Raw genomic sequence first — 21,761 nt, 5'->3', positions numbered from 1 at the left:
CTGCTGAATGATGATAAAAATGTTATGATAGGTAGACTAGTAAGAAATAATATCGTTATGAAAGAGGAATGAATATGGCATTTGACGGTCTTTTTACACGTTCGATGAGCAAAGAATTAGCAATCCTTTCATCGGGACGAATTACAAAAATTTATCAACCGAATGCGTTAGAAGTTGTTTTCCAAGTTCGCGCAGCAGGCAGTAACTATAAACTATTGTTTTCCATTCATCCTTCTTATTCACGCGTACACTTGACAGAGCAAGCAATCGAAAATCCCGCTGAGCCACCGATGTTTTGTACATTATTACGTAAACATATTGAAGGCGGCTTTATTTCAGCAATTAAGCATGATGCTTTTGAACGTGTCCTTACGTTTGAAATTGACAGTAAAAATGAAATTGGCGACGCGGTAAAACGTGTTTTAATTATGGAAATTATGGGGCGACATAGCAACCTTATTTTAACTGATGCAGAAAACAATAAAATCATCGACAGTTTGAAGCATTTACCACCTTCCGTAAATAGTTATCGGACGGTGCTTCCAGGGCAAACGTATGTTGCGCCACCCCAACAAGATAAAACTTCATTAACTGGCCTTACGGATGATGAACTGCGTAGTTTTTTTGCGCAAGAAGTAACAGCAAATGAAATCGTAACGCATTTTGCAGGTTTTTCACCTCTTCATGCGAATGAATTATTGCACCGCTTGAACACTCAAGATCCTGTTACCGCTTGTCGTCAGTTGATGAATGAGATTGCTACAATCGCAAAACCAACCTATGTTGAAGAAAATGGAAAATTATATTTTTCTCCTACTGAACTTACGCATTTGAATGGTACTGAGACGCACTATGCTACGCTGGGCGAGTTATTGGACCGTGTATTTTTTGCTCGTGCCCAAAGAGATCGCGTCAAGCAGCAGGCTGGCGATTTAGAGCGCTGGCTACAAAATGAAATAAATAAATTAAAGCTTAAACAAAAAAAGCTCCAAAAAGATTATGAACGTGCCTCTAATTTAGAGCAGTTCCAACTTTATGGTGAGTTATTAATGGCAAACCTATACAATTTCCAAAAGGGCCCTGAGTTCGTAGATGTGGAAAACTATTACAGTGAAACTGCTGAAAAAGTGCGCATTCCACTTAGCCCACGCAAATCGCCAATCGAAAATGCGCAAAGCTACTACACAAAATACAATAAAGCAAAAACGGCACTTATTATGATTGAAGAGCAGCAAGCAAAAACAACGGATGATGTTACATATTTAGAAATGCTTGCGCAACAAGTACAACAAGCCTCACCATCCGACATTGAAGAAATTCGTGAAGAGTTAGCCGAGCAAGGTTTATTACGCTTACGCCATGCAAAAAGAAAAAAGAAACCAACGAAACCGGAGCCAGAAAAATTTATTTCTTCGACAGGTACGATGATTTCAGTTGGAAAAAACAATAAACAAAATGACCATTTAACGTTTAAATTAGCAAAGCGTCATGAAGTTTGGCTGCACACTAAGGATATTCCGGGTTCACACGTAGTTGTACATGCCGAATCTCCAGATGAAACAACATTAAAAGAAGCTGCTATTTTAAGTGCCTACTATAGTAAGGCGCGCGAATCGTCTTCTGTGCCTGTTGATTATACGGAAATTCGACATGTCAAAAAACCAAACGGCTCAAAGCCCGGCTTCGTTATTTATTTCGAACAAAAGACACTTTTTGTTACCCCCGATGAAGCCATTGTCATGCAAATGAAAAAGTAATAACGAAACAAAAATGTCATTTTGACCATTACCAGTCAAAATGACATTTTTTATTCAAGCTATTTAACGAAAACGATTTATTTCTTCATCGTTTTCGTTTTTTTGTAGTTTACATGCCATTCAAGTGCCTCTTCTAAATTATGCGGTGTATGGGCATTTCCTGATACTTCTACTGCGCGATTATAATATTCTCGAAGTGCCTCTTTGTAGTCAGGATGCACACAATTTTCGATAATCGCCTGCACACGCTCTTTTGGCGCCATTCCGCGTAAGTCAGCAATCCCTTGTTCCGTTGCAATAACATCCACATCATGTTCCGTATGATCATGGTGCGCAACCATTGGCACAATTGATGAAATGTCGCCGCCTTTTGCATACGATTTCGTTACGAAAATAGCAATTCTTGCATTACGTGTAAAGTCTCCTGAACCACCTAATCCGTTCATCATATGCGTTCCTTGTACATGTGTTGAATTGACATTTCCATAAATATCCGCTTCCAACGCCGTATTGATCGCAATAATACCTAATCGACGAATCACTTCTGGATGGTTAGAAATTTCTTGCGGACGCAATACTAAGCGGTCTTTATAATTATCAATATTACCGTAAACGCGCGCGCCACATTCTTCACTTAAAGTAATCGACGTACCCGATGCAATTTTAATTTTATTCGCATCTAATAGGTGGAATACCGCGTCTTGTAGCACTTCCGAATAGATTTCTAGTTCTTCAAATTCAGAGTTTAAGAAGCCGTTTAATACCGCATTTGCAACAGAACCAACACCTGATTGTAACGGTAATAGATTTTTTGGCAAACGACCTTTTTTAATTTCCGCTCTTAAGAAGCTCAGTAGATGTTGTGCGATTTGCTCTGTTTCTTCATCTGGTTCAACAATTAATGAAGGCGCATCCTTAATTGTTGAATGGACGATCCCTTTAATTTTATTAATATCGACAGGAATCCCTTTTGTCCCAATACGATCACTCGCTTGTAACATCGGTATCGGGTCGCGTTCCCCTTGGTTTCCAGGTATATAAATATCATGGATGCCTTCTAAATTAGGTTGTTCTGGATTTAATTCAATTATTACTTCTTTTGCCATTTGAACAAGAATCGGAGAGTTTCCTACTGAAGTCGTCGGAATAATCATGCCGTCCTCTGTAATTGCCGACGCTTCAATAATCGCAAAGTCAATCGGTCCAATAATACCTTGTCGAATTAATTCGGCATTATGTGATAAATGCATATCCGTATATAAGACTTTTCCTGTATTAATGGCTTTTCGAATGGCTGGGTCCCCTTGATATGGTGCACGCTTACGAATAATACCTGCTTCTGCCATCAGTTGGTCTACTTCTGGCCCTAATGAAGCCCCTGTATATACATCCACTTGGAATTTTTCCGTTTTTGCTTTTTCAACTAATGCAAGCGGAATCGTTTTCGCATCACCAGCACGAGTAAAACCACTCATCCCTAGTGACATCCCATCTTTAATCCAAGATGCTGCTGTTTCTGCTGATACAACCTTGTCCTCCAATGCATTGCAACGAATTCTAGCGTTTAATACTGTATCCATAAAAAATGCCCTCCCCATTCTCCAGTAAAAGTAATTTTTATACTTGTCATGTTTTCAAAAGACATTTAAAAACATAAGTAAAACCATGAATGATGAAATAATTATTTAAACGATACTACTTTTGGACAAATTATCCCTTACGATAGAAATATTCTACATTAAATTGTGGAATACCTTCTTAAAACATAAATATTTTAAACTCGTAATTTCTTCAATACTATTTCTCTATTAATTCCCCCTACATTCCAAAACAAAAAAACCCGAACTCTTTTAGGAGTTCGAGGTTTTTTTAGTTAAAAATTATTTAACTGGCTCTTCAGCTACTAATTCAACTTCATGCCATTTAGTTACACTCGCCCAATCAACGTTGTAAGTTTTCACACGTTTGTTAACTGGAATAATCTGTGTACGGAAGTACGTTGGAATTGTAGTTGCGTTAGCAAACATATATTCTTCCCATGCACGGAATGCATTTGCACGGTAACTAGCGTCGATCGCTTCTTTAGAATCGATGTCAGTTAATAATTTTGTTAAGTCGTCCGAAACGAAACGGCTATAGTTGAATGATGCTTCTTTACCATATAAACCTGCTGGAGATGGGTTTGTACCAGTACCCCATGCAGCCATGAACATATCGATTTCAGCATCGTCAGCTTTAACTTTATCGTAGAAGCTGTTGAACTCGATTAAACGACCAGTCGTTAATTGTACATCTAAACCTACATCTTTCCAGTTTTGACGGTAGTACTCAACGATTGCTTCGTCAGTATCTGAACCCGACATACCAGCTAAGTTGATTGAGAATTTTTTTCCAGCTTTATCTTCACGGATACCATCGCCATCAACATCTTTGTACCCAGCTTCATCTAATAATGCCTTCGCTTTTTCAGGATCATAGTTGAATCCTTCTAAAGTGTTGTCATGGAATGAAGCGAATGTTGGTGGAATTAATGATGTTGCACGAGAACGTAATCCTTGGTAGAAACGTTCAGTTACTTGCTCAACATCAATTGCATAAGCAATCGCTTGACGTAATTTCACGTCATTCATTTTTGCTTTTTCATCTGTAATGTTGATGTTTTGAGCTGTATCAAACTTCCCTAATTTGAAACCTAAGTAAGAATAAGCTAATTCTGGACGAGCTAAAACAGTTAAGTTTGTTAAATCTTTTACGCCATCATATTGCGTTGTTGGGTAAGAAGAAGCCATGTCATATTGACCTGTGCGTAAAGCTTCACCAATAGATGCTGATGGAACAACTTGTACTATTACTTTATCTAATTTTGGTTTACCTTGCCAGTAGTTTTCGTTTGCTACGAACTGAATAGATTCACCGTCAACTAATTTGTCTAATTTGAATGCACCTAAAGTAACCGGTGATTTACGAACTGCATCTGAAGATACTAAATCAGCTACAGGAATATCTTTTAAATAATGTTTAGGCGCTGCATAGCTCCATAAACCGTCACCGCCAGAATAGATTGCAGGTGATACTTTTTTGAATGTAATTTCAATCGTTTTGTCGTCGATTTTTTTAATACCTGAAATTGTATCAGCTTTACCTGCATTGTACTCTACAGCACCTACGATGTTTTGGAAGTCGCCATCATAACGCACACCCGTGTAATCTTTGTGACCAATAAGTTCGTAAGGGAAGATAAGATCATCAGCTGTTAATGGCGTACCATCAGACCACTTCACATCTCCTTGGATCGCTACAGTAACTTTGTTGTTGTCAGCATCAACGCTTAATTTCGCAATACCTTCGTCAGTGATTAAGAAGTCACCGTCATTTTCGAAAATTGAGTTTGTCATGAATTGCATAAGTTGATCATCATAATTATCTTCATATAACTCTGCCGAGAAAACCCCTTGGAATGGAGAATCTGTTACTAAAGCGTACTTTAACGTACCGCCAGCAATAGCGTCCCCTTCATTTGTTACTTCCGATGCAAGCGTTGGTTGTTCAACAGATGAACCACCTTCTTCTTTTTTGCTTTCTTCTGTTTTTTCAGTTCCTTTATCAGTTGGTTTTTCTGATCCAGTTTCTGAATCTTTTTCGCTACATGCAGCAAGAACTAACATGATGGCGAAAACTGTAGAAAGAAGTAGCCAATACTTTTTCTTCATCTCTTTTTCCTCCCTTTTATCCTAGTCGTTGTTTCGCGTCAGCTGATCGACGTAACGCTTGCCCAACGTAATTTATACCAAGCATCAATACTAAAATTAAGATCGATGCGGGTAACCAAATCCACCATTTAGACGATAAAATAATCGGGTTCATGGCATAACTTACTAAAGTACCTAAACTTGGTGTAGACGGTGGTAAACCAAATCCTAAGAACGATAAACCTGTTTCAATACCGACGTTACCCGCAAAACTTAGCGTAACTTCAACAATTAACAGTGAACTTAAGTTAGGAAGTAACCCTTTGAACATAATCGCAAAATCACTTGTACCCATTGTTTTAGAGGCACTGATGTAATCGCGACGTCCTTCAGATAGTGCTTTTGAACGCACCAATCTGGCCGTACTCATCCATTGAAATGCTGCAATAATTAATATCAATTCCGTCATTCCATATTTCGGAATAATCGTTACAACTACGATAATGATCATTAATGTTGGTAATGTGATGAAAAAATCGATAATACGCATGAAGAAATTATCTATAAATCCACCGTAATACCCCATAAGAATCCCTAGACCAATCCCTACTATATTTGCTATTAACGTAATAACAATAGCGATAAGAATCGAGTTTTTTGCACCAATGATTAGCTGACCAAACATATCTCGTCCAGCCTCATCTGCCCCTAGAACATACCCTCTTACTCCTGGCTCCGTATAGCGTTCTAGCAAGTTAACCTTCATAACTGCAGCTTGATCAATAAAAAAGTAGGCTAAAACTAGTACTGCGGTCATTAGTGCGATAAGCCCTAAAAATGAAAACATTGCCAATTTATCTTTTTTAAACTCTCGCAAAACAACTTGAATCCCTGTTGGTGGAGAGCTTTCAGATTTTAAATTATCTACTGCTTGTTCTTTTTTATTTTCCATCTTGAAATCATCTCTCCTTAGTCATTTTTTGGTTTAGTCTATGCGAATTCGCGGGTCTACAATACTTAATATAATATCGGACAATAGACTACCCAATAATGCTAAGAAGCCATATAACATAACTAGTGCTGTAATGACACTATAGTCACGACTTAGAATGGAATCCATAAATAATTTACCCATTCCTGGATATCCAAATACTGTTTCGATGAAAATCGATCCACCAAGTAAGCCTGTAATAGTAAATCCTAAAAATGCAGCTATTGGTAATAACGAGTTACGGAAAATGTGACGTGAATACACTTTTTTCATCGGAATCCCTTTGCTTCTCGCCGTTTTAACATAATCCATCGTTTTTGCATCAATAATTTCTGTGCGTAAATATTGAATAATTCCAGTTGTTCCTAATATTGCATAGGACACGGCTGGTAATATTAGGTGATAAAACTTATTCCAGTAATATTCCCACGTCCCAGCGTCCAAACCTACATCTACGGTACCACTTGTCGGGAACCACATGATTCGATAACCGAAAATATATACGAAGATTAAGTACAGTACGAACGCTGGAATCGCAAAGCTGATAAAACTGTACAAAACAATGGCTTTATCGGCCAAGGTGTCAGTATACCTTCCAGCAATGACGCCTAATGGAATTGCGATTAAATACACTAAAATAACACTTAATAAAGCAAGTGCAAACGTATTCATTGCACGGTCACCAATGAGGCTCGCAACCGGTTTTTTATGTGTATAACTTTGTCCAAAGTCCCCTTGTGCGGCATTTGTAATCCAGTTATAGTACTGGACGTACCAAGGGTCATAGAAACCTGCTTTAATTCGTAATTCTTCAATTCGGTTCGGGTCTGTCTCTGGTGTAATTAAACCTGTAAACGGATCTCCTGGCATTTGTTTTGCTAGAATAAAGATGAGGAGACTTAAAATAAATAGTTGCGGGATCATAATCAAAACACGTCGAATGACCGTTTTCCACATACTATATCCCCTCCTTTTCTGTTTCAGTCATCGCGACTTTATGCGAGTCTGAAATTGATTTTAACGGGTATACTTTCCCTTGTGCATCATAATATTTATGCTGCTCTTCTTGATAGATTGCCTCTACCTTTTGACGCTCAACTTTACGCTCTAAACGCGTTTCAGGCTCAATATTAGGAATAGCAGATAATAAGCGATTTGTATAAATATGTTTTGGATTCGTATAAATATCCTCACGCTTCCCTGTCTCAACAAAGCGGCCTTTATACATGATTGAGATGTGATCACACATGTGACGAACCACACCTAAATCATGCGAGATAAATAAATAACTAATGCCATATTGCTCTTGAATTTCCTTCATAAAATTAAGCACTTGAGCTTGTACAGATAAGTCCAAAGCTGATACAGGCTCGTCCGCAATAATCATTTTTGGATTACATGCAACAGCACGCGCAATTCCTAAACGTTGCTTTTGACCGCCCGAGAATTCATGAGGATACTTAAGTAAAACATCTTCTGACATCCCGACAATCGCAAGTAGTTCATTAATACGCTTTCGCTCTTCTTGCGGTGATAACTTCATAAAGTTACGGATTGGTTCAGCTAAAATATCAAGTACGCGTTTTCGTGGATTCATACTTGAGTGTGAATCTTGGAAAATCATTTGAATGTCACGATTATATGCGGAGTCACGATTACGTCGTTGATTCGTTACCTCTTGACCTTCGTAAATAATTTTGCCTGACGTAATTTTTTCCAATCCGATCATTGCTTTACCTGTTGTTGATTTTCCAGAACCAGATTCACCTACAAGACCGTAAGTTTTCCCTCGTTCAAATTCCATCGTAACGCCATCAACGGCAAATACATGGTCAACTACTGTATTGAAAAATCCACCTCGGATAGGATAGTGAACTTTTAAGTCTTGAACTTGCATAAAACTCATCCGTTTACGCTCCCTTCCTTGTCTTCAAAATAGAAATGTTCCCAGCATGTACAGCGAACAAGATGTCCTGGACCCACCTCATGAAGCTGAGGATTTTTTTCATGTACCGATTCATCCAGCCATGGAACACGAGAAGAAAAGCGACAACCTTCTCTTGGTAAATTCATTAATGAAGGCACCATACCTTGAATAATTTCTAATTTTTCGTTTTCACTATGCGTTTGTGGAATCGAATTTAATAATGAACGAGTATATGGGTGCTTCGGATTTCTAAATAATTCGATAACTGGCGCTTCTTCAATAATTTCACCTGCATACATAACAGCTACTCGGTCGGCAATTTCTGCTACAACCCCTAAGTCATGTGTTATTAAAATAATGCCAGACTGAATTTCATCTTGAAGCGATTTTAATAAATCTAATATTTGCGCTTGGATTGTTACATCCAGTGCTGTTGTTGGCTCATCGGCAACAATAATAGCTGGCTTTCCAGATAATGCAATCGCTATCATTACACGTTGACGCATACCACCTGATAATTGGTGAGGAAACTGATTTGCTACGCGAGGCGCATTTGGAATACCAACTTGCTCTAATAGTTCTAGAACTCGTGCTTCACGTTGTGATTTGTCTAACTTTGTGTGATAAATTAAACCTTCTGCAATTTGCTCGCCAATACGCATAAGTGGGTTTAATGCCGATAAAGGATCCTGGAATATAAATCCTATATCATTCCCTCGAAGTTTGTTGAATTGAGCCTCTGTTAAATTAGCTAAATTTTGATTGTTGTATAAAATTTCACCTTCAACTTTTGTATTGATTGAATTGTGTAACCCTACAATCGAAGTAGCTAAAGTACTTTTACCGCAACCCGATTCACCAACAATTGCTAAAATCTCATTGTTGCGAAGCGTTAATGAAACATCGTCTACCGCTGGGTAAAAAGTATCTTTAATACGAAAACTAGTCCGTAAATTTCGGATTGTTAATAATTCATTCGTAGACACTAAACCAATCGCTCCCTTCTTAAATTAAATAAATCAGACGTTTATCTTCATTCAGCAAGTGTTTTCTGCTGAATGAAGATAAACATTTCCTACACTCTACTAAGCTAGTATCTACTCTAATTACTCACTAGATGTCGATCTCACACTCTCGCTATGTACATGTTAATTTATTGAATTATAATATAAATTATCCATAAAATAAATTAGATGTCAATTACTAAACTTTCTAACTATTCTAATTTAACACTCTTTTTTAAAAAATAGCAAATTAATAGTTAAGTTTAAATATTCCGTTAATTTAGTGCATTAAACAGGTAAAATGTATTAGTTTTTTAAGATAATTTATTCAATAGTAGTCCTTAATATGTATATGTTACTCATTTTTAAGTATTACAAGAAGAATATGGTTATTATATAACTATAATAAAAACGTGTAAAGTAAATTTTCAGTACTTTCACACGTTTTAGAATTGTTTGTTATTTATCTATTATAAATTACCTTCTTTTAAATCTTTATGCCAGTTTTTTAAGAAAGGGATTTGACTTTCTTGAATTGTTCCTGATTCATTTGCCGCTTCAATTAAGTAATCAAAATTCGTTAGTGAAACATATTTTACGCCTGCATCAGCAAATGCTTGTTCTGCTTTTGGTAAATTATATGTATATACACATACAACACCTAGTACTTCACAGCCTGCTGCACGTAATGCTTCTACCGCCGTAATCGCCGAACCACCCGTAGAAACGATATCCTCTACGACAACTACTTTATCGCCTGCTTTATATTTGCCCTCAATTTGATTGCCACGGCCATGCTCTTTCGCTTTTGAACGGACATAAACCATTGGTAACTCTAAATTATCTGCAACCCACGCTGCATGTGGAATACCAGCAGTTGCTGTTCCCGCAACAATACCACAACCTTCAAAATTATCTTGAATAAGAGAGGCTAACCCTTTTGCTAATTGCTTACGAATGATTGGATCTGAAATCGTTAAACGTGTATCACAATAAATTGGTGATTGAATGCCAGATGCCCACGTAAATAAATCCGTTGGGTTTAACTCTACTGCTCCTACTTTTAACATTGCGTGTGCGATTTCATTTTGTAATGACATTTATTTTTCCTCCCATAATTGACAAACTTCTTGATAGGCTAAAACTGGATTCGCCGCTCCCGTAATTGCTCGACCTACTACGATGAGTGATGAACCATCTTGTCTTGCACCGTCTGGAGTAGCAATACGTTTTTGATCATGCGCTTGCCCACCTAGCATACGAATCCCTGGTGTTACACGTAAAAAATCTTCTCCACAAGCTTCACGAATTGCGCGCGCTTCATGAACCGAACATACGACACCATTTAATCCAGCTTGCATTGTTACTTGAGCATAATGTAAGACCGATTGTTGCAACGATAGCATAATTTTTTGCTCTTCTTGCATTTGTTGCTCGGTTGTTGACGTTAGCTGTGTCACGGCAATTAATGCTGCACGTTGCTTACCTGCTGCTGTTCCCGCTTCTAATCCTTCTAGAGCGCCTTCCATCATGGCACGGCCTCCCGCAGCATGGACATTCACTAAATCCACACCTAGACGCGCTAAACCTTTCATTGCTGATTTCACCGTATTTGGAATATCATGTAGTTTTAAATCTAGGAAAATATTATGTCCTTGATCTTTTACTTTTTTTACGATGTCTGGACCTTCCTGCATGTAAAGTTCCATACCTATCTTTACAAACAAAGGCTCATCAAAGTGATTTAAAAATTCAAAGACCTCTTTTTCACCTGGAAAATCAAGGGCAATAATCGGTTTATTATTCATGCTTATCGATGGCTCCTTCCGATAATTTCAGAAATATGTTCTACACCTAGCGAGTCTAACTTCGCTGGTAGTTCGTCAATAATTGTTGGGCACACAAAATGATCGACAAAGTTTGCTGTCCCTACTGCCACTGCTGATGCACCCGCTGACATAAAGTCAATAACATCTTGAGCACATGTCACGCCGCCCATTCCGATAATCGGAATGTTGACCGCTTTATACACGTCATAAACCATGCGAATAGCTACCGGTTTTATTGCTGGACCAGATAATCCGCCTGTACCATTTGCGATAACCGGCTTTCCTGTTCGCTCATCTAAACGCATTCCAACTAGTGTATTAATCATCGTAATACCGTCTGCTCCGCCTTCTTCTACAGCTTTTGCAATATCGACAATACTCGTTACATTTGGTGATAATTTCACATAAACCGGTACGCTTGAAACAGCTTTAACCGCTTGTGTTAATTCTTTTGCTGTTTGTGGATCCGTACCAAATTGAATGCCCCCACATTTTACGTTTGGACATGAAATATTTAATTCTAACGCTTTCACATTTGGCGCTTTTGAAATGCGTTCCGCTACTTCCACATAGTCTGCTACTTCTGTTCCAGCTACGTTGGCAATAATCGGCACATCATAACCTTCTAAAAATTTCAGCTCTTCCCCCATTACTTTTTCAATTCCTGGGTTTTGTAGACCAATCGCATTTAACATTCCGGCAGAAGTTTCTGCTACACGCGGTGTTGGATTCCCTTTACGTGTTTCTACGGTTGTTGCCTTAATCATAATGGCGCCAAGCTTTGATAAATCATATAGTTGTGCATATTCACGGCCAAAGCCGAAACAACCAGAAGCTGGCATTATCGGGTTTTTTAAATCTAATCCTGGTAATTCGATATTAATACGGCTCATAATGCCACAACTCCTTTCGGGAATACAGGTCCGTCTGAGCATACTTTGACATAGTCTTTTTCGTGCTTCTCTGTCGTATCACATACACATGCAAAACATGCACCAATTCCGCAGCCCATGCGCTCTTCAAATGATAAATAGCCTTCTTTTTCATGGTAGTATTGCTCTAATGCACGCAGCATTGGTATTGGACCACATGAATAAAATAGATCAAAATCTGGCTTTACATCATCAAAAACCGTTGTCACAAAGCCTTTTGTACCTTTAGAACCGTCTACTGTTGCGTAATACGTATCTCCTAATGCTGAAAACTGCTCTTCATAGAAGCATACATCTTCCGATTGGAAACCTAATACATGAATTGTTTTAACGCCACGCGCATTTAACTGCTTCGAAAGCTCATGTAAAGGTGGCACACCAATCCCACCACCTACTAATAATGCGGTTTGGCCTGATTGTGCTGCTTCCACTGGGAAACCGTTTCCTAGTGGTCCTAATACATCCACAATTTGTCCTTCTCTATTTGTTGCAAGGAATTGTGTTCCTCGTCCTTCTGCACGGTAAATCATCGTAAATTCATTTTTTTCTTTGTCTACATTTGCAATACTGATTGGTCGACGCAATAATGGCTCGAACGTATCGGACACCTTTACATGAACAAACTGGCCAGGAGTCATATCCTGAACCAGTTGCCCTTGTAGTGTCAATTCGAAAATGTTCGTAGCGATTTGTGATTGTGCAACGACCGTCATTTTCTCTTGACGAATCATCTTAGTGTGTTACCTCCGCTTTTGGCATTTCTTCTGCTGTAAATGTCATCGATTCGATTACGCGTACCATAGCCTCAGCTGTATCTAATGAAGTTAAGCATGGAACGCCATTCTCTACTGATTCACGACGGATGCGGAAGCCATCACGTGCCGGTTGCTTACCTTTTGTTAATGTATTCACAACAAGCTGTGCTTCGCCGTTTTGAATCATATCGATTAATGTTTTACCTTTACCACCAATTTTTTCTACGACGTCTGTTTTTACACCATTTTGCTCGAATAGTTTTGCAGTACCTTCTGTTGCTACGATGCGGTAGCCAACTGTTGAGAAGCGTTTTGCTAAAACAACTGCTTCGTCTTTATCTTTATCCGATACTGTGAATAATACAGTACCGTGTGTTTTAATTTCCATTCCCGCTGCAACTAAGCCTTTGTATAATGCTTTTTCTAATGTCGCATCTTTCCCCATTACTTCCCCTGTCGATTTCATTTCAGGGCCTAATGTAATGTCAACACGACGTAATTTCGCGAATGAGAATACTGGCACTTTTACGAATACACCCGCTTGCTCTGGCGCTAATCCTGTTGGGTAGCCTTGTTCCACAATCGATTGACCTAGGATCGCTTTTGTTGCGATATTAGCCATTGGGATATTTGTAATTTTCGATAAGAATGGCACTGTACGAGAAGAACGTGGATTTACTTCGATTACGTAAATTTCTCCCTCGCTCATTACATATTGGATATTCATTAATCCGACAATACCTAAACCACGTGCTAAACGCGTTGTGTAGTCTACTAAAGTCTCCTTTTGTGCATCCGTTAATTTTTGCGGTGGATAAACGCTGATTGAGTCACCTGAGTGAACACCTGCGCGCTCAATATGCTCCATAATACCTGGAATTAATACATTTTCACCGTCGCAAATCGCGTCTACTTCGATTTCTTGACCCGTTAAGTAACGGTCAACAAGTACTGGATGATCTGGAGATGCTTCTACTGCATGCTCCATGTAGTAAGCAAGTTCCTCTAAGTTATACACGATTTCCATCGCGCGACCACCTAATACGTAAGAAGGTCGAACAAGTACTGGGAAGCCTAATTTTTCACCGATGACTAATGCCTCTTCTTTTGAAACAGCAGTTTCACCTTGTGGTTGCGGGATTTTCAGCTCTTGTAATGCCGCCTCGAACTTGTTACGGTTTTCTGCACGGTCAATATCCTCTAAAGTTGTACCTAAAATTTTCACGCCATTCGATTCTAATTTATCTGCTAAGTTGATTGCTGTTTGACCACCGAATTGAACAACAACACCTATTGGTTGCTCTAAGTCAACGATGTGCATCACATCTTCAATTGTTAATGGCTCAAAGTATAATTTATCTGAAATCGAGAAGTCAGTTGAAACTGTTTCTGGATTCGAGTTAATAATGATTGCTTCATAACCCGCTTCTTGAATCGCCCATACAGAGTGTACTGTTGCATAGTCAAACTCAACACCTTGACCGATACGGATAGGACCCGAACCTAGTACAATAACTGATTCTTTTTCAGAGCGAATCGATTCATTTTCGTCTTCATACGTACCGTAGAAATATGGTGTGTTTGACTCAAATTCCGCTGCACATGTATCAACCATTTTATAAACAGGAATGATGCCCGTTTCTTTACGGAATGCATAAATTGCTGCCTCTGTTGTTCCCCAAAGTTCTGCAATCTTTTTATCTGCAAAGCCTAAACGTTTTGCTGTGCGTAACACATCTTTATCGTTTTTATTCGCAACAAGTGTCGCTTCCATCGTAACGATTTTTTGTAACTTGTGTAAGAACCATAAATCAATCGCTGACCATTCGTGAATTTGTTCGATTGTAACTCCGCGACGTAATGCTTCACCGATGAAGAATAAGCGCTCGTCTCCTGCTTTTCGAATACGTTTTTCGATCCAAGCGTCTGTTAGCTCTTCTGGGTTTTTCATTTCAATGTGTACGTGACCTGTTTCTAAAGAACGAACCGCTTTAAGTAAAGCTTCTTCAAATGTGCGACCAAGTGCCATTACTTCACCAGTTGCTTTCATTTGTGTACCTAAGTTACGTTTTGCTGATTCGAATTTATCGAATGGCCAACGTGGAATTTTCGCGACAATATAGTCAAGTGCTGGTTCGAAACAAGAGAATGTTGAACCTGTTACTGGGTTTTTAATTTCATCTAATGTTAATCCAACTGCGATTTTTGCTGCTAATTTAGCAATTGGGTAACCTGTTGCTTTTGATGCTAATGCTGATGAACGAGATACACGTGGGTTTACCTCAATTACATAGTACTGAAAGCTATTTGGATCAAGTGCTAACTGTACGTTACAGCCACCCTCAATTTTTAGTGCACGGATAATATCTAAAGAGATATTACGTAGCATTTGATTTTCGCGGTCAGTTAGTGTTTGTGTTGGTGCAACAACGATTGAATCCCCTGTATGAATCCCCACTGGGTCAAAGTTTTCCATGTTACATACAACGATGGCATTATCTGCTGCGTCACGCATTACTTCATATTCAATTTCTTTCATACCAGCAATTGATTTTTCCAGTAGACATTGTGTAACTGGTGAATATTTTAAACCTGAAGTTACAATTTCCTCTAGCTCTTGATCGTTGTGACAAATACCGCCGCCTGTACCACCAAGTGTGAAAGCAGGGCGAACAATTACTGGATAACCAATACGTGCAACTAACGCTTTAGCTTCGACCATGTTATGGATAATGTCTGATTCTGGTACTGGTGCGCCTAGTTCATACATTAAATTACGGAATAAGTCGCGGTCTTCTGCTTTATGAATCGCGTCTAATTTTGTACCAAGAATTTCGATGTTTAGCTCATCTAAAATGCCAGACTCATCTAATTCAATTGCCATGTTTAGACCTGTTTGTCCACCAAGTGTAGGTAAAATCGCATCAGGACGTTCTTTACGTAAAATACGTGATACGAACTCTAATGTAATTGGCTCGATATATACTTTATCTGCGATTTCTGTATCCGTCATAATTGTTGCTGGGTTTGAGTTAATAAGGATTACACGGTATCCCTCTTCTTTTAATGAAAGACATGCTTGTGTTCCTGCATAGTCAAATTCTGCTGCTTGACCGATAACGATTGGACCTGATCCGATTACTAAAATAGTTTTTATATCTGTACGTTTAGGCATGTTGGTTCTCCTTTGCTGCTTCAATTTCCATCATTTCCATAAATTCATCAAATAAGTGATTTGAATCTTCTGGACCTGGTGATGCTTCTGGGTGATACTGTACTGAGAAAATCGGGAATTTTTTATGACGAACCCCTTCGCATGTACCGTCATTTAATGCGACATGTGTTAATTCTAAATCTGTACCTTTTAATGACTCAATGTCGATTGCATAGCCATGGTTTTGAGATGTGATATCTGTACGACCTGTACGTAAATCTTTAACTGGGTGATTTCCACCACGGTGTCCGAATGGTAATTTAAAGCTACTTGCTCCGGATGCTAATGAGAAAATTTGGTGACCTAAGCAAATACCGAACATTGGGACTTTTCCGATTAAGTTTTTAACTGTTTCGATACTTTCTGCTACGTCTACTGGGTTACCAGGACCATTTGATAGCATAATGCCATCTGGGTGCATCGCTAAAATTTGCTCAGCTGTCGCGTTATAAGGTACAACAATTACGTCACAGTCACGCTTATTTAATTCACGTAAGATTCCGTGTTTCATCCCATAATCAATTAGCACTACGCGTTTACCGCGACCTGGTGATGGATAAGCAGCTTTTGGCGATACTTCATGCACATGATTAGTAATAAACGGTGTGTTTTGTAATTCTGCTACGACTTTTTCAACATCTACGTCTGCATCTGCTTCAGTTAAAATCGCGCGTACAGCACCTTTTGAACGGATAATGCGCGTCAATTTACGTGTATCAATGCCTTCAATACCAGGAATGTTTTGAGAAGCTAGGTACTCGTCTAATGTCATATCTGAACGCCAGTTAGATGGTTGATCTGCTAATTCACGTACTACGAAACCACGAATTGCTGGTGTAATCGATTCAAAATCATCACGGTTAATGCCGTAGTTACCAATTAACGGATATGTTAGCGTGATAATTTGTCCGTAAAATGATGGATCTGATAATGTTTCTTGGTATCCTGTCATCCCTGTAGTGAAGACAACCTCACCTTGCGATGCTTGGTCACTTCCGAATGCAGAACCTGTAAATACTGTGCCATCTTCTAAAATTAATAAACGTGTTTTCATTATTTTGCCTCCTGATATGCGATTTTACCTTCGCAAATTGTCATGACTGGCCAACCTTTTGCAACCCAACCATTAAATGGTGTGTTACGCCCTTTTGTCACAAAGCCATCCGCGTCAATTGTTTGCTCTTTATTTAAATCAATTAGCACTAAATCTGCTGATGCACCGATTTCTAATGTGCCATATGGTAAGTCAAAAATTTGTGCTGCTTTTACGCTCATCCAATCAACTAATTGCTTTAATGTCCATTTCCCTGTTTCTACAAAGTTTGTGTACAGTAATGGGAACGCTGTTTCAAACCCGACAATCCCAAATGGAGCGCCAACCATACCGCAGCATTTTTCTTCTATTGTGTGTGGTGCATGGTCTGTTGCAATACAATCTATTGTGCCGTCTAATAATGCAGCATGTAATGAATCCTTGTCGTCTAGCGCACGTAATGGTGGGTTCATTTTCCAGTTTGCATCGTCAGAAGGGATGTCCATTTCCTCAAGTAGTAAATGGTGTGGACAAACTTCTGCTGTTACTTTAATGCCCGCTGCTTTAGCGTCGCGTACAGAACGAACAGATTCTTTTGTTGAAACGTGACAAACATGGTAACGAGCACCTGCTGCCTCAGCAAGTAATACATCGCGAGCAATTTGTACCGATTCACAAATTGAAGGAATACCTGGTAAACCAAGTTCTTTATTACGCGTTCCTTCATGCATAACACCATCGTAAATTAATGAGTTATCTTCACAGTGTGCTACAACAACTACATCCATTTTTGCCGCTTGTTGCATTTGTTCATACATTGTTGAAGCTAATTGTATACCGACACCGTCATCTGAGAATGCAACCGCACCATGTTCTCTAAGCTCTTCCATATTCGTTCGAACTTCACCAGAAATATCTTTCGTTAATGATCCAAATGGTAGGACGCGAATAACCGCGCTGTCCTTAATTAATCCGTTAATTAATTGCATATTTTCAACTGAATCCGGTACAGGCTTCGTATTTGGCATCGCACAAATTGTTGTGAAACCACCTTTTGCTGCAGATGCTGTTCCAGTTGCAATTGTTTCTTTATGTTCAAAGCCCGGCTCTCGTAAATGTGTATGTACATCGACGAATCCCGGTGATACAAAATGACCTTGTCCATCAATTACGTTCGCACCTGCTGGAATTTCTCCATCGAAGCCAGTGATTTTTCCATCTTCAATTATTATAGTAGAAACTCGTAATTCGCCTTGCTCATCTAATCGTTTTACATTTTGAATAACTGTTGTCATTTATTCTCTCCCCTTCAAAATTGTTTCTACAATTGCCATTCGTGTATATACACCATTCCGCACTTGCTGGAAAATACGAGAGCGTTCACACTCTACTAATTCATCGGCAATTTCAACATCGCGATTCACTGGAGCTGGATGCATAATGATTGCTGCCTTCTTCATCATTTTTTCGCGTTCTGGTGTTAAGCCGTACTTCACGTGATAGCTTTCTTTCGAGAAGCTTTTACTTACTGTATGACGCTCATGCTGAATACGTAACAACATGATGACATCACTATCTTCAAGTATTCCATCCCAAGAATAGAATGCCTCAAAGTCGCCCGCCCATTCTTGTGGACATAGGAAGCGTACATTCGCACCTAATTTTGTTAAGGCTGTTGCATTTGATTTAGCTACGCGACTATGTGAAACATCACCTACGATTGTGACATTTAAACCTTCAAATGTGCCAAACTCTTTTTTGATTGTGTATAAATCTAGTAAACACTGTGATGGATGTTGACCTGCACCATCGCCTGCGTTAATGACCGCAACGTTGATTCCTTCTAGCAGCTCATTGTAATATTCGTCTTCTTTTGCACGAATAACTACTGCATCAATGCCAATCATTTCTAATGTTTTAACTGTGTCATACATCGTTTCGCCTTTCACTGCACTTGAAAAGCCAGCGTCGAATGGGATAACCGTACACCCTATTTTACGCTCTGCCATTTCAAAGCTCGTTTTCGTACGAGTACTTGGCTCAAAAAATAAGTTTGCTACGTTGTAAGTTCGGGCTGTTTTTGGCTCTTCGCCATTTTCAAACGCCTTCGCTCGGTCTAGGATGTGTAAAATTTCTTCATTTGATAAATGTTCCATTGAAAGTAAATTTTTCATAAAGCGCCTCCAATAATGGTGAAATATGAAGCAATTGTGTTTAAATTTCAGAAAAAAAGCCTAACTGACGTCATCAGCTAGGCAAGGAAGGCATGACGAGCTAAAGCTAGGTAGTATACACCTATCTCACGTTCATCAAAGTTCCCTTGCTTGCCTCTCTGGACAATTCTTTAAAAGGTACTATTATTTTGTTTCATAAATATCTTTTTCTACTTTTTCACGACCTGGTAGGAGTAAGTTTAGCAGGACACCAATGATTGATGCTAATGCCATACCTTCAATCGCAAAGCTTTCTGTGAAGCGAATAGCTGCTCCGCCAATTCCAACTACTAGGATTACCGATGCAATAACCATATTGCGGTTATTCCCGAAGTCTATATTGTTTTCTACGAGCATACGTAATCCGCTAGATGCGATAATCCCGAATAATAGGATTGAAATACCGCCAAGTACGGCCGTTGGAATTGTTTCAATAATCGCCATTAATTGACCTGAGAATGACACCACAATCGCAACGACTGCTGCACCTAAAATGACGTAAACTGAGTATACACGTGTAATCGCTAGAACCCCGATGTTTTCACCGTAAGTTGTTTTTGGTGGACCACCGATAAGCGCTGATGCAAATGTTCCTAATCCATCCCCTAAAATAGAACGGTGTAAACCTGGGTCTTTCACATAATTTCGATTGACGACTTTCCCTAATACAAGTTGGTGACCTATATGCTCTGAAATCGTTACAATTACGATTGGCACCATTCCGAAAAAGATCGCCCATGTAAAGTTCAAATCATAATCAACACCTGGAATCAAGAAGTCCGGCATGGCAAAGAATTTGGCTTCTTTAACTGCTGTGAAGTCTACAATTCCTATCGCTACAGAGTAAATGTACCCGACAATAATACCTATTAAAATCGGCATGGCACTTAATATGTTTTTAAAGTAAACATTGACGATGATGGCAGTCAGTAGTGTTACTAATGCTGCAGAGAAATGTAACCCACTATACTCCCCATTGACGTTCATCGCCATTTCAACTGCGACACCTGATAACCCAAGACCGATTACGATAATTACTGGTGCTACAACGATTGGCGGTAAAATGTTCATTAACCATTTATAACCTGTTTTCCAAATGACTAAAGCAATGAGGGCATAAACTAAACCAACGAGCATGGCACCCATCATGGCGTTTCCTGGATTTACTGAAACACCTGCTTCACTTAAACCTGCTACGATAACGATTGGCGAGATAAAGGCGAATGAAGAACCTAAATACGCTGGTACTTTAAATTGTGTTATAAGTAAGAAGATAATCGTCGCAATTCCACTTGTTAAAAGGGCGATTGACGGGCTAAGTCCCACTAGTTTTGGCACTAAAATTGTTGAACCAAACATGGCAAACATATGCTGGAAACTGAATGTAATAAGTTGGCCAACACTCGGCTTTTCATTGATATCTAATACTGCTTTTGACATGTTGACAACTCCCTTAATCTTCTTTATGAATTGTTATTAAATCTTGTCCATCTACTTCTACTAAGTTGACAACAATGCGTTCATGACCAGCAGTCGGAATATTTTTCCCTACATAATCCGCACGAATTGGCAACTCACGGTGACCTCGATCTACTAACACGGCTAGCTGTATTTGTGAGGGCCTCCCTAAATCCATGATTGCATCTAGTGCTGCCCGTACCGTTCTACCTGTATATAATACGTCATCTACAAGAACGATTTTTTGGTTATTTACTTGATAATTAATATCGACTTGTTGTACTTGCGCTTGATCATTCTCATGCTTCGTTGATAAATCGTCACGATACAGTGTAATATCTAGCTCACCCGTGCGAATTTCTTTCCCCTCAATCGTTGCAATGCGCTCCGCCAATCGCTTCGCTAAATAGGCACCACGCGTTTTAATACCAACTAAAATAACTTCATCAATGCCTTTATTACGTTCAATAATTTCGTGCGCAATTCGAGTAACTGCCCGGTTTAATGAGGGCCCATCTAGTAATTCCGTAATTTGTGGCATATCGCTTCCCCCTTCATCGTTTTTTTTCATGTTCACGTACTTCCAATCCAAAATAAAAACCCCCTAGATTTTTATCTAGAGGGTTGAAAAAGTCAATGTTAAAAAACGGCACACGAGTGTCTTCACATAAAAAACTCGATAACGTTTCATATCATACCTTCTCAGCCTCTCTGGACTGCCATTAAAGGTGAACACTATTTAAATGAGTTCGTGATTACTTACTTGCTCTCGTCAAGTTGTTTCATTCACTGTTGTTTAGTATAGGCTTGTTTCATTCTACTGTCAACCCATTTTAAAAGGTCAGATAACCACTTTAAAATGTTCTATTAGTGGGAATTATCTGACCTTTAATTCTTATTAAAAATTCTAATTAAGAATGTGTCTTTTATGCTAGCTACGCACTTTATTGGCATCCATA

17 protein-coding genes are annotated in these 21,761 nt (G+C 39.0%); 1 reads left to right on the top strand and 16 read right to left on the bottom strand.

Annotated elements, in window-relative coordinates; genetic code table 11:
- The first annotated feature begins 74 nt into the window (after window positions 1-74).
- Complete coding sequence (locus tag CSE16_RS04145) at window positions 75-1,757, top strand: Rqc2 family fibronectin-binding protein (protein WP_099422724.1); 1,683 nt, start codon at window positions 75-77, stop codon at window positions 1,755-1,757.
- Between the two features lie 77 nt (window positions 1,758-1,834).
- On the opposite strand, the gene CSE16_RS04140 is transcribed toward CSE16_RS04145, so the two are convergent.
- From CSE16_RS04140 to pyrR, 16 genes are all read right to left on the bottom strand, one after another.
- The gene (locus CSE16_RS04140; RefSeq protein ID WP_099422723.1) at window positions 1,835-3,337 is read right to left on the bottom strand and encodes a succinyl-CoA:acetate CoA-transferase ScpC; all 1,503 of its coding nucleotides are present in this window, start codon (window positions 3,335-3,337) and stop codon (window positions 1,835-1,837) included.
- 300 nt (window positions 3,338-3,637) lie between these two features.
- On the bottom strand, window positions 3,638-5,467 hold the full coding sequence (locus CSE16_RS04135; RefSeq protein WP_099422722.1) for an oligopeptide ABC transporter substrate-binding protein: 1,830 nt from the start codon (window positions 5,465-5,467) through the stop codon (window positions 3,638-3,640).
- A gap of 16 nt (window positions 5,468-5,483) precedes the next feature.
- On the bottom strand, window positions 5,484-6,398 hold the full coding sequence (locus CSE16_RS04130; protein WP_099422721.1) for an ABC transporter permease: 915 nt from the start codon (window positions 6,396-6,398) through the stop codon (window positions 5,484-5,486).
- 33 nt (window positions 6,399-6,431) lie between these two features.
- Entirely contained in the window at window positions 6,432-7,394 is a 963-nt protein-coding gene (opp4B, locus tag CSE16_RS04125; protein WP_099422720.1) for an oligopeptide ABC transporter permease, read from the bottom strand.
- A 1-nt stretch (window position 7,395) separates the two neighbouring features.
- Entirely contained in the window at window positions 7,396-8,343 is a 948-nt protein-coding gene (locus CSE16_RS04120; protein ID WP_099422719.1) for an ATP-binding cassette domain-containing protein, read from the bottom strand.
- The gene (locus CSE16_RS04115) at window positions 8,340-9,350 is read right to left on the bottom strand and encodes an ABC transporter ATP-binding protein (protein ID WP_099422718.1); all 1,011 of its coding nucleotides are present in this window, start codon (window positions 9,348-9,350) and stop codon (window positions 8,340-8,342) included. Before CSE16_RS04115 ends, CSE16_RS04120 begins: the two co-directional genes overlap by 4 nt.
- A gap of 488 nt (window positions 9,351-9,838) precedes the next feature.
- Window positions 9,839-10,468, bottom strand: a complete 630-nt coding sequence (gene pyrE, locus CSE16_RS04110; RefSeq protein WP_099422717.1) for an orotate phosphoribosyltransferase — start codon at window positions 10,466-10,468, stop codon at window positions 9,839-9,841.
- Window positions 10,469-11,176, bottom strand: a complete 708-nt coding sequence (pyrF, locus tag CSE16_RS04105; RefSeq protein ID WP_099422716.1) for an orotidine-5'-phosphate decarboxylase — start codon at window positions 11,174-11,176, stop codon at window positions 10,469-10,471.
- 2 nt (window positions 11,177-11,178) lie between these two features.
- Window positions 11,179-12,090, bottom strand: a complete 912-nt coding sequence (locus CSE16_RS04100) for a dihydroorotate dehydrogenase (protein ID WP_099422715.1) — start codon at window positions 12,088-12,090, stop codon at window positions 11,179-11,181.
- Complete coding sequence (locus tag CSE16_RS04095; RefSeq protein ID WP_099422714.1) at window positions 12,087-12,860, bottom strand: dihydroorotate dehydrogenase electron transfer subunit; 774 nt, start codon at window positions 12,858-12,860, stop codon at window positions 12,087-12,089. The genes CSE16_RS04100 and CSE16_RS04095 overlap by 4 nt, the downstream gene beginning before the upstream one ends.
- 1 nt (window position 12,861) lies before the next feature.
- A complete protein-coding gene (gene carB, locus CSE16_RS04090; RefSeq protein WP_099422713.1) occupies window positions 12,862-16,059 on the bottom strand; it encodes a carbamoyl-phosphate synthase large subunit in 3,198 nt (1,065 codons plus the stop codon).
- Window positions 16,052-17,152 (bottom strand): glutamine-hydrolyzing carbamoyl-phosphate synthase small subunit, encoded by a 1,101-nt coding sequence (gene carA, locus CSE16_RS04085; RefSeq protein WP_099422712.1) that lies wholly within the window; start codon window positions 17,150-17,152, stop codon window positions 16,052-16,054. The genes carB and carA overlap by 8 nt, the downstream gene beginning before the upstream one ends.
- Window positions 17,152-18,426 (bottom strand): dihydroorotase, encoded by a 1,275-nt coding sequence (locus tag CSE16_RS04080; RefSeq protein WP_099422711.1) that lies wholly within the window; start codon window positions 18,424-18,426, stop codon window positions 17,152-17,154. Before CSE16_RS04080 ends, carA begins: the two co-directional genes overlap by 1 nt.
- Window positions 18,427-19,305, bottom strand: a complete 879-nt coding sequence (locus CSE16_RS04075; protein WP_099422710.1) for an aspartate carbamoyltransferase catalytic subunit — start codon at window positions 19,303-19,305, stop codon at window positions 18,427-18,429.
- Between the two features lie 183 nt (window positions 19,306-19,488).
- On the bottom strand, window positions 19,489-20,784 hold the full coding sequence (locus tag CSE16_RS04070; RefSeq protein WP_099422709.1) for a solute carrier family 23 protein: 1,296 nt from the start codon (window positions 20,782-20,784) through the stop codon (window positions 19,489-19,491).
- Window positions 20,785-20,797: 13 nt separating this feature from the next.
- Window positions 20,798-21,343 carry a bifunctional pyr operon transcriptional regulator/uracil phosphoribosyltransferase PyrR gene (pyrR, locus tag CSE16_RS04065; protein ID WP_099425742.1) on the bottom strand — a complete coding sequence of 182 codons (546 nt, stop codon included), beginning with the start codon at window positions 21,341-21,343 and terminating at the stop codon, window positions 20,798-20,800.
- Window positions 21,344-21,761 lie beyond the last annotated feature (418 nt).

It is taken from the genome of Solibacillus sp. R5-41, assembly GCF_002736105.1.
Classification (GTDB): Bacteria; Bacillota; Bacilli; order Bacillales_A; family Planococcaceae; genus Solibacillus.
This window is presented reverse-complemented; position numbering and strand designations above follow the sequence as displayed.

Bases quoted from the DNA above. Each gene is read 5' to 3' on its own strand.
- CSE16_RS04145 (WP_099422724.1), top strand. From the start codon at position 75: ATGGCATTTGACGGTCTTTTTACACGTTCGATGAGCAAAGAATTAGCA.
- CSE16_RS04140 (WP_099422723.1), bottom strand. From the start codon at position 3,337: ATGGATACAGTATTAAACGCTAGAATTCGTTGCAATGCATTGGAGGAC.
- CSE16_RS04135 (WP_099422722.1), bottom strand. From the start codon at position 5,467: ATGAAGAAAAAGTATTGGCTACTTCTTTCTACAGTTTTCGCCATCATG.
- CSE16_RS04130 (WP_099422721.1), bottom strand. From the start codon at position 6,398: ATGGAAAATAAAAAAGAACAAGCAGTAGATAATTTAAAATCTGAAAGC.
- opp4B (WP_099422720.1), bottom strand. From the start codon at position 7,394: ATGTGGAAAACGGTCATTCGACGTGTTTTGATTATGATCCCGCAACTA.
- CSE16_RS04120 (WP_099422719.1), bottom strand. From the start codon at position 8,343: ATGAGTTTTATGCAAGTTCAAGACTTAAAAGTTCACTATCCTATCCGA.
- pyrE (WP_099422717.1), bottom strand. From the start codon at position 10,468: ATGTCATTACAAAATGAAATCGCACACGCAATGTTAAAAGTAGGAGCA.
- pyrF (WP_099422716.1), bottom strand. From the start codon at position 11,176: ATGAATAATAAACCGATTATTGCCCTTGATTTTCCAGGTGAAAAAGAG.
- CSE16_RS04100 (WP_099422715.1), bottom strand. From the start codon at position 12,090: ATGAGCCGTATTAATATCGAATTACCAGGATTAGATTTAAAAAACCCG.
- CSE16_RS04095 (WP_099422714.1), bottom strand. From the start codon at position 12,860: ATGATTCGTCAAGAGAAAATGACGGTCGTTGCACAATCACAAATCGCT.
- carB (WP_099422713.1), bottom strand. From the start codon at position 16,059: ATGCCTAAACGTACAGATATAAAAACTATTTTAGTAATCGGATCAGGT.
- carA (WP_099422712.1), bottom strand. From the start codon at position 17,152: ATGAAAACACGTTTATTAATTTTAGAAGATGGCACAGTATTTACAGGT.
- CSE16_RS04080 (WP_099422711.1), bottom strand. From the start codon at position 18,426: ATGACAACAGTTATTCAAAATGTAAAACGATTAGATGAGCAAGGCGAA.
- CSE16_RS04075 (WP_099422710.1), bottom strand. From the start codon at position 19,305: ATGAAAAATTTACTTTCAATGGAACATTTATCAAATGAAGAAATTTTA.
- CSE16_RS04070 (WP_099422709.1), bottom strand. From the start codon at position 20,784: ATGTCAAAAGCAGTATTAGATATCAATGAAAAGCCGAGTGTTGGCCAA.
- pyrR (WP_099425742.1), bottom strand. From the start codon at position 21,343: ATGCCACAAATTACGGAATTACTAGATGGGCCCTCATTAAACCGGGCA.